12 protein-coding genes and 1 pseudogene are annotated in these 11,424 nt (G+C 65.8%); 7 read left to right on the forward strand and 6 right to left on the reverse strand.

The window, feature by feature from the left end; all coding sequences use genetic code 11:
* The first annotated feature begins 8 nt into the window (after positions 1-8).
* Entirely contained in the window at positions 9-1,103 is a 1,095-nt protein-coding gene (locus tag QF035_RS54205) for an IS630 family transposase (protein ID WP_307530524.1), read from the forward strand.
* 32 nt (positions 1,104-1,135) lie between these two features.
* Complete coding sequence (locus QF035_RS54210) at positions 1,136-3,454, forward strand: tyrosine-type recombinase/integrase (RefSeq protein WP_307530526.1); 2,319 nt, start codon at positions 1,136-1,138, stop codon at positions 3,452-3,454.
* Positions 3,455-3,578: 124 nt separating this feature from the next.
* Here QF035_RS54210 and QF035_RS54215 read toward each other — a convergent pair whose 3' ends face one another.
* Positions 3,579-3,710 carry a hypothetical protein gene (locus QF035_RS54215; RefSeq protein ID WP_307530528.1) on the reverse strand — a complete coding sequence of 44 codons (132 nt, stop codon included), beginning with the start codon at positions 3,708-3,710 and terminating at the stop codon, positions 3,579-3,581.
* 945 nt (positions 3,711-4,655) lie between these two features.
* On the opposite strand from QF035_RS54215, the gene QF035_RS54220 reads away from it, so the two are divergent.
* On the forward strand, positions 4,656-4,994 hold the full coding sequence (locus tag QF035_RS54220; RefSeq protein ID WP_307529670.1) for a MerR family transcriptional regulator: 339 nt from the start codon (positions 4,656-4,658) through the stop codon (positions 4,992-4,994).
* A 271-nt stretch (positions 4,995-5,265) separates the two neighbouring features.
* Here QF035_RS54220 and QF035_RS54225 read toward each other — a convergent pair whose 3' ends face one another.
* The 3 genes from QF035_RS54225 to QF035_RS54235 all read right to left on the reverse strand — a co-directional run bounded on the left by QF035_RS54225 (position 5,266) and on the right by QF035_RS54235 (position 6,799).
* Positions 5,266-5,985, reverse strand: a complete 720-nt coding sequence (locus tag QF035_RS54225; protein ID WP_307530530.1) for a cation diffusion facilitator family transporter — start codon at positions 5,983-5,985, stop codon at positions 5,266-5,268.
* Positions 5,985-6,320 carry an ArsR/SmtB family transcription factor gene (locus QF035_RS54230; protein ID WP_307530532.1) on the reverse strand — a complete coding sequence of 112 codons (336 nt, stop codon included), beginning with the start codon at positions 6,318-6,320 and terminating at the stop codon, positions 5,985-5,987. Before QF035_RS54230 ends, QF035_RS54225 begins: the two co-directional genes overlap by 1 nt.
* A 257-nt stretch (positions 6,321-6,577) precedes the next feature.
* Positions 6,578-6,799: a hypothetical protein gene (locus tag QF035_RS54235; protein ID WP_307530534.1), complete on the reverse strand. Its 222-nt coding sequence runs from the start codon at positions 6,797-6,799 to the stop codon at positions 6,578-6,580.
* Between the two features lie 199 nt (positions 6,800-6,998).
* On the opposite strand from QF035_RS54235, the gene QF035_RS54240 reads away from it, so the two are divergent.
* Positions 6,999-8,243, forward strand: coding sequence for an IS256 family transposase (locus QF035_RS54240; RefSeq protein ID WP_307530536.1), 1,245 nt, complete (start codon positions 6,999-7,001; stop codon positions 8,241-8,243).
* A gap of 26 nt (positions 8,244-8,269) precedes the next feature.
* Positions 8,270-8,467 (forward strand): annotated as a pseudogene (locus QF035_RS54245) (sigma-70 family RNA polymerase sigma factor); the annotation flags it as partial.
* Positions 8,468-8,744: 277 nt separating this feature from the next.
* On the opposite strand, the gene QF035_RS54250 reads toward QF035_RS54245, so the two are convergent.
* The gene (locus QF035_RS54250) at positions 8,745-8,915 is read right to left on the reverse strand and encodes a hypothetical protein (RefSeq protein WP_307530538.1); all 171 of its coding nucleotides are present in this window, start codon (positions 8,913-8,915) and stop codon (positions 8,745-8,747) included.
* A 177-nt stretch (positions 8,916-9,092) separates the two neighbouring features.
* Here QF035_RS54250 and QF035_RS54255 point away from each other — a divergent pair, with 177 nt between their 5' ends.
* Both QF035_RS54255 and QF035_RS54260 read left to right on the forward strand, forming a co-directional pair.
* Positions 9,093-9,515, forward strand: coding sequence for a hypothetical protein (locus QF035_RS54255; RefSeq protein ID WP_307530539.1), 423 nt, complete (start codon positions 9,093-9,095; stop codon positions 9,513-9,515).
* A gap of 84 nt (positions 9,516-9,599) precedes the next feature.
* The gene (locus QF035_RS54260) at positions 9,600-10,583 is read left to right on the forward strand and encodes a YihY/virulence factor BrkB family protein (protein WP_307530541.1); all 984 of its coding nucleotides are present in this window, start codon (positions 9,600-9,602) and stop codon (positions 10,581-10,583) included.
* Positions 10,584-10,642: 59 nt separating this feature from the next.
* On the opposite strand, the gene QF035_RS54265 is transcribed toward QF035_RS54260, so the two are convergent.
* Positions 10,643-11,359, reverse strand: coding sequence for a GAF and ANTAR domain-containing protein (locus QF035_RS54265; protein WP_307530544.1), 717 nt, complete (start codon positions 11,357-11,359; stop codon positions 10,643-10,645).
* Between the last annotated feature and the right edge of the window lie 65 nt (positions 11,360-11,424).

Genomic DNA, 11,424 nt, shown 5'->3' on the forward strand with positions numbered 1-11,424 from the left:
GTGCTGGCATGGAGCTTTCCGTGGAACAGGCCGCCGAGTTGCGGGAGTTGGCGAACAGCCGGGATGTTCCTGCGGATTTGGCCACGCGAGCCCGGATCGTGCTGTGGTCGGGCGAGGGGCGGCGACGCAAGGACATTGCCGAGTTGCTCGGGGTGTCGCTGCCGACCGTGGACCGCTGGAAGACCCGATATTCCCAGCGCGGGCTGGCCGGGCTGGAAGGTGATCGCCCCGGTGGGGCCCGGGACCAGGTACCGGCACGGGTACGGGCACGGGTGATTGCTCTGACGCGTATGACGCCGCCGGCCTGCACCGGACTGTCGCACTGGTCGACGCGCGAGTTGGCGAAGTACCTGAAGCGGACCGAGAACGTCAGCGTGTCCTGGCACTACATCGCGCGGATCTGGCGTGAGGAGCAACTCAAGCCGCACCGTAACGGAACCTTCAAGATTTCCAAGGACCCCGCGTTCGCGGAGAAAGTCGCGGACGTGGTCGGCCTCTACCTCGCCCCGCCCGGTGGCGCAGTCGTGCTCTCGATCGACGAGAAGACGCAGATCCAGGCGCTGGACCGAACCCAGCCGGTGCTGCCGGTCACCTTCGCGGCCACCGAGAAGCGCACCCACGACTACGTCCGGCACGGCACCACGAACCTGTTCGCCGCCCTCAACGTCGGCACCGGTGAAGTCATCGGCGAGTGCAAGCCGAGCCGGAACGGAAAGAACTTCCTGGCCTTTATGAAGAAGGCGGTAAAGCCACATGCGGGGAAGGAGATCCACGTCGTCCTGGACAACCTCTCCACCCACACCACACCGGACGTGAAGGAATGGCTGGCCAAGAACTCCCACGTCCACTTTCACTTCACCCCCGTCGGGTCTTCCTGGATCAATCAGATCGAGACCTGGTTCGGAATCCTGACCCGGCAGTCGATCCGCCGCGGCACCTTCGCCAGCGTCAACGTCCTGATCTCGCAGATCCGCAACTACATCGACTCCTGGAACGCCGAGGCCAGGCCCTTCACTTGGACTGCAACCGCCGACGAGATCCTGGCGAAGGTCCGCCTCGTCCAGACCAACATCAAGAAGCTCGTCGCAAACAACTCAAAGTGATGCAAACAGGATCACGAGACACTAGCTCTTCTGTGGTCGAAACGTACACGATCAGGGATCGGCGAAGAAGCTATCGCGACAGCGAACGGAAGGACACGCCTCAGTTTGTCAGTACCGTGGTCAAACCCGCGCCCGCCCCAAAGCCGCAAAATCCGCCTGCACCATTTGGTGATCTGTCACGCGCCGAGATTCCCGAGCTTTGTGGACTAGCGACACAAATCCTGCACGATGCCAGCGAGGGACGCCGCGAGAAGCGCCGGGCCGGCATCCGCATGCTGTTCAGCCATCTGGCGGCTCACCCAGGTGAGACGTGGCAAGAACGGTGGGAAGCGTCTCCTTTCAACGCAGAAGACGCCCTCTCCGTCAGCACCCTTGCGTGCACCAGGTTCCAGACCAGTGGCGTGACCTCGGCCCTGAAGATGGCGTTCGGACAGCGGATCATTCAGCCCTCCCTGCCCGGATTTCGAGTGAACAGATTCTCCGGCTACGCCGAGCCGTTCCGCTTGCTCCAGAACGATCCAATGCTGGACGAATTCTTCAGGGTGGTCGATGCCCATACGCGCCTAAACTCGGTCCACAAGCATCGGGTGAAGTTCGACGTCACCTGCGCGCTCACCACACAAGGCATCACCTTCCAGCACCTGACGCCTTCAGCTCTGCTGCACTATTCAGTGGAGAACAAGCGGCTTGGACTGACGCATGGAGCCTGCAACCAGAACAGGACCCGGTTCGCAGCGCGGGTAGCACGGGAAGTGCTAGTCGAGATGGGCCACTTCCGCGAAGGGACGCCTCACACGGTGCGTTCGTGCTTCCAGCAAGGCCAGCACAGCGTCGCAGCCCTCGTCGACCGCTACAGGATCGAGAACGCTGCCGTCCGACAACTGCTGATCGACTACCTCGCTCGCCGCAAAGCGGACACCGACTACACCACGCTCGACGGACTTGCCCGCAAGCTGGCTGCCAATTTCTGGGCGGTCATCGAACGCATCGCCCCTGAACAAAAAGACCTCCAGCTCAGCTCTGAGGTCTATGAACAGTGGCTGGCTGAACTCCAGCACTGGAACAGTGACAAATCCAAGGTCCGCCAGGACAAAGCCTCGATCCTGCTCGCGGTCCGAGGCTTCTATATCGATATCCAAAGCTGGTCCGTCGCTGAACCCGAACATTGGGCGCAATGGGTCGTTCCATGCCCTGTTCGACCGCGCGACCTCAAAGGCTTCAAGCAGCGGCGTCGCGAGATTAACCGCCGGATGGCTGACCGAACCCGGACCCGCCAGCCTTTGCTGCCAGTGCTAGTCCAGCACGTCGAATCGAGGCACGAGCACCTCTCCAATCTGCGCGAAGCGGCCCGCTCCACATCCCTGGGCGCCTACTTCGCCTACCAGGGGCGCAGCTACAAGCGCAGCAACTCGCCGGAGGATCGCCGTCGGCTTAAGACACCCGAGGGCCCCACAGTCCGCGCCATCGACCAGGAAACGGGCAAGACGGTCTACCTGGATCAGGCCGAGGAGAGGGCCTTTTGGGACTGGGCCGTCATCGAGGTCCTTCGGCACAGCGGAATCCGCATCGAAGAGCTAACTGAACTCACCCATCTGAGTATCCGCCAGTATCAACGGCCCAACGGGGAGACTATCGCTCTACTGGTGGTGGCACCTTCCAAGAACGATCGTGAACGCGTTATCCCAATGTCACCTGATCTATTTCACGCCGTCGCGCAAGTCATCCGCCGACAGACGAAAGGTGGCAGACCGATCCCCTTTCTGAGGCGCTACGATCACCAGGAACGAACCTGGTCAGAGCCCATGCCGTTCCTGCTCCAGCGCCAAATCGGCACCGTCCACAGTGTTATGTCTCCCAACACAGTCGTCAGGATACTCGCCCGGCGTTGCGCCGAGATCGCGCAGACGAACCGGGACTTCGAAGATGCCACCTTCACTCCACATGACTTCCGCAGACTGTTCGCCACGGAGGTTGTGAACGGTGGTCTCCCGATTCACATTGGAGCTGCCCTGCTCGGGCATCTGAATCTCCAGACCACGCAGGGCTACGTCGCCGTCTTTGCAGAGGACATCGTCGGCCATTACCAAAAATTCCTGGAAAATCGCCGGTCGCAGCGGCCCGAAGACGAGTACGTCAACGTCACCCCCAAGGAATGGGCGGAGTTCGAAGAGCACTTCGACAAGCGGAAGGTCGAGCTCGGAAACTGTGCTCGTCCCTACGGCACACCCTGCCAGCACGAGCACGCGTGCGTCCGCTGCCCCATGCTTCAGGTCCACCCGAGGATGCTTCCCCGCCTGGAGGAAGTGGAGAGAGACCTGGTCATGAGGCGCAAGCGGGCCGAGGAGGAATAGTGGCTCGGGGAGATCGACGGCATCGACCTCACGTTGACCTTCCTCCGCAGCAAACAGGCTGAGGCAATCCGCTCACGAGGACGAACCACCACCGACCTGGGACTTCCACGGCCTCGCACCGAGTTCAGCTGAACCCCGTCACCCGTCCGAATGAAGTGCAGAGAGGCTGGTAGCCGGCGCAGTGGCCGACCCGGTCACCGGAGCAGGTCAGCGCGGACGGGTCGAGCTCCGCGACCAGGGGCGCGGGAGTTGTCATCGTGGATCCTGTTCCGGGTGGCGCTATCCAGCCACCTCGCCCGCAGGATACCGGCCATGCTGGCACTGCTGTTCGAGCCGCGCCCGCCCTGGCGGCTTCTCTTTTGGTCGGCCCGACCGTGCCTGGCCACCTACGAAGGCCCTGTCGCTGTACGAGGCCGATTATCTCGCTGCCGAGCTCACGGAAATCTATGTTGGCCGGAGTAGACATTGGGTGGTGGTGTGGTTATGGTTTCTCTCGTAGCCGAGATCGAGCAGGGCCCGGCAGACACGAACTGCCGGGCAGTAGTACGCAGTTGCAGTACCGCAGGACGGTGCGGTGGTGGAGTTCCGAAGCCAGGGTTGTTGCAGGACGGCGACGGGGCTGACGACCGGACCGGGTGGCCCGCAGTGATCAGGGGCCGCCGTGAGCAGGACCGCAGTTAACGCAAGTGCAGTACCTGCAAGTGCAGTGCGCAGTACCCAGCAGCGAAGTAGGAGAGCAGCACCTCGGTGAAGGCGTCGGCTGCGGGCGCGCGTGCCGGGAGGTTCGGCAGTGGGGTTCTAAGCCAGAGCAGACGCAGGACGGGCGACGGGGCTGGCTGCCGAAGAGTGGCGCTCACCCAGGCCACCAGCAGTTCGCATCACCAGCAGTACAGAGCAGTTCGCAGGACCAGCAGTACGCAGTCCCCGTTGGCAAGTGTTGATCAAGAGGGAAGAACGGAGGAGCCGAGCGCCATCAGGATCGCCCGGGCAAAATGCTGAGCCCGGGTACCGCAGGACATCGATAGTGAGGTGGTCTCCGGTCAGGCAACCGCGATCCCCGCATTCCCCGCCCTCTCCCGGGTGGGCGTGCGGACACAGAAGGCCGGCGCAGTATCAGGGTCGGCAGATGGTGTAGCAGTTCCTTCGGGGCCCTGGCGCCAATGGCGCCAGGGCCCCTCCACGCGTTCCGCAGAGAGGTGCGATGACAGCAGACGACTCGTACGGCCGTCTCGATGACGACGACTACCCCGCCTACACCATGGGCCGGGCCGCCGAGATGCTCGGCACCACCCAGGGTTTTCTGCGTGCCGTCGGCGAAGCCCGTCTGATCACCCCGCTGCGCTCGGAGGGCGGTCACCGCCGCTACTCCCGCTACCAGCTGCGCATCGCTGCCCGCGCCCGGGAACTCGTCGACCAGGGCACCCCGATCGAGGCCGCCTGCCGCATCATCATCCTCGAAGACCAGCTCGAAGAAGCCCAGCGCATCAACGCCGAACACCGCCGCGCCGCCGGATCGGCCAACCCGACGAACGCAGCCTGAAGAGGCTGGACACTGTCGGTCTCAGCTCGGGCCGGTGTTGAAGCAGTCCCCCCTCTCGTCATCAGTGAGCTCGGCTCGAATGAACCCTGCTTCGCGCTGTGCGAAATCGCTGATCTCCATGACAGACAAACGACTGCTCATCGAGTGGTTGCTCAGGTGGGTGGCTTTGTTCGTGAGAACGGACAGGGTTTCGACAGGGAGTCGGGTGGCAGCAGAGCGTCGGCTCCGGCCCGAATGTTCACGAGTCACGGACAGCAGCCGGGCCTGCCGGTCATTTGCAGCAGTTGCACCCGGGACTGCAGCCGCACGCATCTGCTTCGGCCGTTGTCAGGCCGGGGCCTGTCGCGGCGGGGGTAGACGGTGCGCAGCAGCCTTTGCCCTGCCAGGCGTCGCGGCCTTCCTTGACCGCGATGGTGGCGATGACGAGGGCGGCGATCGGGTCGGCCCAGGACCAGCCGAGGATGGCGTTGAGGACCAGGCCCACCAGCAGGACGGCTGAGAGATAGGTGCACAGCAGGGTCTGCTTGGAGTCCGCGACGGCGGAGGCGGAGCCGAGCTCGCGGCCGGCGCGGCGTTGAGCGGTGGACAGGAACGGCATCACGGCCAGGGAGAGGGCGGCGATGATGATGCCGGGGATGGAGCGTTCGGCGTCGCCGGTACCGGTCAGGGCACGGATGGCGTCGCCGGCGACGTAGGCAGCGAGCGCGAAGAAGGAGACGGAGATGATCCGCAGTGTGGTCTTCTCCCGTGCCTCGCGGACAGAGTGTTTGCGGGCGGAGAACTGCCAGGCCACCGCGGCGGCGGAGGAGACCTCGATGACGGAGTCCAGGCCGAAGCCGATCAGCGCGGTGGAGGAAGCGAGGGTGCCGGCGGTGAGGGCGACGATCGCCTCGATCACGTTGTAGGTGATCGTCAGGGCCACCAGTAGGCGTATGCGCTTCGCCAGGGCGTCACGGCGTGTCGGGGACGGGCCGAGGGATATCGCAGTCATCAGCAGCACCCCTTGTCGTCGGCGTCAGCGCAGGTGCGGTCGGTCTCGACAGCGACCACGGCGCTACGCAGGTCGTCGAGCGCGTGGCCGAGGCGTTCGTCAACCAGCTCATAACGGGTGCGGCGCCCGTCGGGCACGGTGACGACCAGGCCGCAGTCGCGCAGGCATGCCAGGTGGTTCGACAGCCGGGTGCGGGAGATCCCCAGAGCGTCGGCAAGGTCAGAGGGATATGCCGGGGCTTCGCGAAGGGCGAGCAGGAGCTGGCAACGGATCGGGTCGGCGAGCGCGCGGCCGAACCGGGCCAGCACCTCGATGTCAGAGGCAACAGTCAGCACACCAGGACTGTACATGGATTCGTGAATTCATGTAAACCTGAACTATGGATGGCCGGAGCAAACGGCAGCCGTGGGTGCTGCCCGTTCTCGCGTACATCAACTGCAGCACGGGCCAGGCGCTGCCCAAGCTGGTGTACATCCGCTGCCGTAACTCGTGGCCAGAGCCAGTCAGGTCCACTCCGCGCCCGCGCCAACTGGGGTTCCGATCGCAGTTCCAATCTCAGCGCCGATTCGTCTTCAGTGGCGGGCCATCCAGATCAGGTGGCTCTTCCTGTGTCCTGCTGTCGGGAAAGGGTTCGGAGCTGCGTGATGGCCTGCTGGAGGTCGTCGAAGGCGCGTTCTCCGTCGCGCGGGCCGACCCGGGAGGCGGCAAGGAGGCCGCCACGCGCGCTGCGGATGCGTGCGTGGGTGGCGAAGCAGGTCAGGACCTCCTGGACTATGAGCTCCTGCGGAGTGGAGGGACCGTTTGAGGTTGGCATCGCCGGCTTCTTGTTTTCGTTGCGAGCTACGGGAGGGGACGGATCGTGTCCCGTGAAGTGGTGTAGCCGGGCCGCGGTCCGGAACGCGCGGGTGTCTGCCCGGGGCGTGCATCCGCTGACGGTGCACGCTCCCTGAACAAGGGCAGGCCATCGCGCAAGTCTCCCTGGTGAACGGGCAGTTCAACAGGAGGAGCACGCGATGGCCTTGTCCCAGTCTGAGCTGATGCGGCTGCTGGAGTCACTACGTCGGGCCGATGGAGTTGAAGCAATCAGGGTGGTGTGCGAGCGCATCCTGCAGGAGCTCATCGAAGCCGAAGCCACCGAGACGATCGGTGCCGCCCCGGGCGAACGCTCCGAGACGCGCACGACCTGGCGCAACGGACACCGCGAACGCCTGCTGACCACGCAGGCCGGCGACCTGGACCTGAAGATCCCGAAGGTGCGGACCGGATCGTTCTTCCCCTCCCTGCTGGAACGCCGACGGCGGATCGACCGGGCGCTGTTCGCCGTGGTGATGGAGGCATACGTGCACGGCGTCTCCACCCGCAACGTCGATGACCTGGTCAAAGCCCTCGGTGCGGACAGCGGGATCTCCAAGTCCGAGGTCTCCAGGATCTGCGGCGAACTCGACGCCGAACTCGCGGCGTTCAAGGAACGGCCGCTGGATCACACCGTCTTTCCCTACATCTTCCTGGACGCCACCTACTGCAAGGCCCGCGTGAACCACCGGATCACCTCGCAGGCCGTGGTCATCGCCACCGGGATCTCCGCCGCCGGGCACCGCGAGATCCTCGGTGTGATGGTCGGTGACAGCGAATCGAAGCCGTTCTGGACCACGTTCCTGCGCAGCCTGCGGGCCCGCGGCCTGGAGAACGTCCAGCTGGTCATCTCCGACAGCCACAGCGGACTGGTGGCCGCGATCCGCACCGTCTTCCTGGGCGCGATCTGGCAAAGGTGCCGGGTTCACTTCGTCCGGGACGTGTTCTCGGTGATCGAGGGGGGTTCTGGGGAGATGGTCGCCGCCACCATTCGCACGATCTTCGCGCAGACCACCGGCGAGCAGGTCCGCACCCAGCTGAACGTGGTCGCCGACATGCTCGGACGGCAGTTTCCGAAGGTCAAGAAGATGCTGCTGGACGCCGCGGTCGACATCACCGCGTTCGCGGACTTCCCGTCGGCGCACTGGAAGAAGATCTGGTCGACAAACCCGCTGGAACGGCTGAACCGGGAGATCAAACGGCGGGCCGACGTCGTCCAGGTCTTCCCCAACCCCGCCGCCCTGGACCGACTCGCTGCCGCGGTCCTCTGCGAACTCCACGACGAATGGCAGGTCTTCGACCGCCGCTACCTCTCCGAAGCCTCCATGGCCGACCTCTGCACCACCAAGCCAACCGAACGCGAACCGCAGATCACCGCACAACCGGAATCGAAACAGCTGCCCTGACTACACCACCCAGCGGGACATGACCGCTCCGACCGCTCCTGCGGGCACTGCCCGAACGCGACCGGCAGATCCTGTACATGCGGTTCTTCTGCGAGATGACACAGAGCCGCATCGGCGAGCAGCTCGGTATTTCCCAGATGCACGTCTCCCGTCTGCTCACCCGCACCTGTGTACGGCTGCGTGACCAGATGATGGCGGACCGCGATCTGAGGAGGGCATCGTGACCAGGTCCCGGGTGCACAGGCGCAGCCAGCCGCCGGGGCATCGGCCGGGTACTCGTCTTCCGGGCGGCCATGCGGCGCTTCCTGCGGCAGCTGGACACCGGCACCATGAGCCACCGGACGAAGCAAGGTCGTCACCGCTCTGGGCGTGGTCGGAGGCGTGGCACGAGGCGTGGTACTCGCTGCGGCAGGGATCTTCATCCTGACCATGCACTGTCCCGCCCCGCCACCGTGCGCATGCGGGTATGTGGAACGGCGGTCCACCATCCACCACCGCGCGTCAGTGGGCCGGGCGTCGGCGCGAGCGCGATATCGAGCGCACGAGCAGGTACAGCACGGCGGCGATGAGGAGCAGCACGCCGGTGGAGAGCAGATACAGCATGCCGTCGACGGCAGCGCCGATGACGATCAGCGCGGTGGCGCAGATGAGCAGAACCAGGAAGAAGACCATGGCGCTACGCCTCCTGGGGTGGTGGCGGAGGGGCGGACCAGAGGCCGTCCACCAGTGGTGCCGGGTGCTCCGGCCGCGCTCCTACCTCAATTTCAGGGTAGCCGCAACCCATGGCGGTGGCCTGCCAGGCAGAACGGTTCTACCGTGGAGAGAGGAAGCAGATCCCAGGAGCGCGCCATGATCATCCTCGGACTCGTCATCCTCGTCGCCGCGGTGGTCATCGCTGTCGCCGGCGTTCTTTCCAACAGTGGCAGCGCCCACGAGCTCACCGGCGGATTCTCCGTCTTCGGAGTCGACGTCACCGGCTCCACCGGCACCCTCTTCCTCTACGGCATCGTCGTCGGGGCGGCGGCGTTGCTCGGGCTGAGCCTGCTCCTGACCGGTACACGCCGCACAGCTCGCCGCGGCCGCACGGCACGTCGCGGGCTCAAGCAGTCTCGGCGCGAGACAGCGGCAGCCGAACAGGAACGCGGCGTCCTGACCAGCGAACGCGACTCCGCCCGCGCGCAGGCGGAGAGGAAGGACGAGGACCGGGCTGGCCTGGGCGAACGCCCCCGCCACAAGCAGCACTGGTTCCACCGCCGGGCCGCTCCCCGCTGACGATCCCGCAGACGGCCTCGACACAGACCGCGGCCGACCCACCGGGCACGGTGACGGTGGGTAGGCAGAGAGCGGGTGTTTCTCATGGATTGGCTGAGAAGGCTGCCCGTGATCGGAAAGCTGATGCGGACGCACGCCTGGCGGGCGTTCGAGCGGCTGGATGCCGTCCACTGGGCCCGGCTCGCCGCGGCCATCACCTTCACCAGTTTCGTCGCGCTCTTTCCGCTGATCACCGTGGGCGCGGCGATCGGCGCCAAGCTTTTGAGCGAGGACCAGCTGAGGAAACTCCAGGACAAGATCGCCGACCAGGCGCCGGGCCTCTCCGACCTGCTGGACCTGGACAGCCTCGTCGCGCATGCCGGATCCGTCGGGCTGATCGCGGGCGCGCTGCTGCTCGTGATCGGCATCAACTGGGTCGGCGCCCTGCGCGGGTGCCTGCGCGCGGTGTGGGAGAAGGAGCAGGACCCGGGCAATCCGTTCCTGCTCAAGTTCAAGGACTCCGTGGTGCTGGTCGGCCTCGCCGCGGTCGGGCTGGTCGCGATCGGCAGTTCGGTGTTCGCCAGCAGTGCCGTCGGCTGGGCCGCCGACAAGGCCGGTATCGAGGGCGGGGCGGGACGGGCCCTGCTGTTCCTCGCCGGCCTGGCCATCGCCCTGGTCGTCGACTTCCTGCTGCTGGTCTACCTGCTCACCCGGCTGCCGCGGGTGCATCCGGGCCGGCGTGCGGTCGTGGTCGCCGCTCTGATCGGTGCGGTGGGCTTCGAACTGCTCAAGTGGTTGCTGACCGGCTACCTGCAGGGCGTCGCGGGGAAGAGCATGTACGGCGCCTTCGCCGTGCCGGTCGCCGTCGTGCTGTGGATCAACCTCATGGCCAGGCTGCTGCTGTACTGCGCCGCATGGACAGCGACAGCGACAGGGACAGCAACGGGGACGGCGGCGCGGTCCGGCGAGACAGCCAAGGGCGAGAGTCCGGAGCCCGGGATCGGCCCCGCAGCCGACGGCGCACCACAGCGGGCGTCAGCCGGCAGCGGCGCTCCAGCAGCACCGCGCCTCCAGAAGCACGGGCCCTGATCCGGGCGTGATTCCTCGTGCTCGGGCAGCTGCGTGCGGTCACCGCTTCGGTGACGGTGTCAGGCCACCAGGCCGGGAAGGACTTCCGTACCGTCGATGAAGGCGCGGGCCACCTCGGACAGGCGGCGGTTGTGGGCGCGGGCGTAGCCGCGCAGTGCGGTGAAGGCCTGTTCCATGTCGATGTTCTGGCGTTCGGCGAGTTTCCCCTTGGCCTGTTCGATCAGGACGCGGCTGTTGAGCGCCGTCTGGAGTTGTTCGTTGAGGACGGTGCTGCGGTGGGTGGAGCGTTGTTGCAGGAGGCTGATGGTGGCGACGTCGGCCAGGGCCTGGCCGATGAGCGTGCCGGCCGGGTCGAAGGGGCCGGGGGTGGCGTGGAAGAGGTTCAGGGCGCCGACGGTCTCGTCGCGCAGGCGCATGGGCAGGGCCTGGACGGCGCCGAATCCGCTGCGGTGGGCCGCTGTGGCGAAGTGCGGCCAGCGGTCGACCTCCCGGGTCAGGTCGGGGACGATCACCGGTTGCCCGGTGCGGTAGCACTCCAGGCAGGGGCCCTCGTCGTTCTGGAGCTGGAAGAGTTCCAGCAGGCGTACCCGTTCGTCGGAGGCGGCCATCACACGGAGTTTGCCGTCCCGGTCGGCCAGCAGCACCCCGGCGGCGCTCGCGTCGAGCATGCTCACGCAGCGGTCGGTGAGCAGACGCAGGAAGTCGATGAGGTCGAAGTCGGCGACCAGGTTGTCCGCCAGCTCGACGAAGGTCTTGGCCAGGAGCTGCTGATTCATCGTGAACACCCTCGATTGAGACTAGTCCCGCCGGAAGGGGGCGGGAAGCGCAGCACGCTTATCGT

It is taken from the genome of Streptomyces umbrinus (assembly GCF_030817415.1).
Classification (GTDB): Bacteria; Actinomycetota; Actinomycetes; order Streptomycetales; family Streptomycetaceae; genus Streptomyces; species Streptomyces umbrinus_A.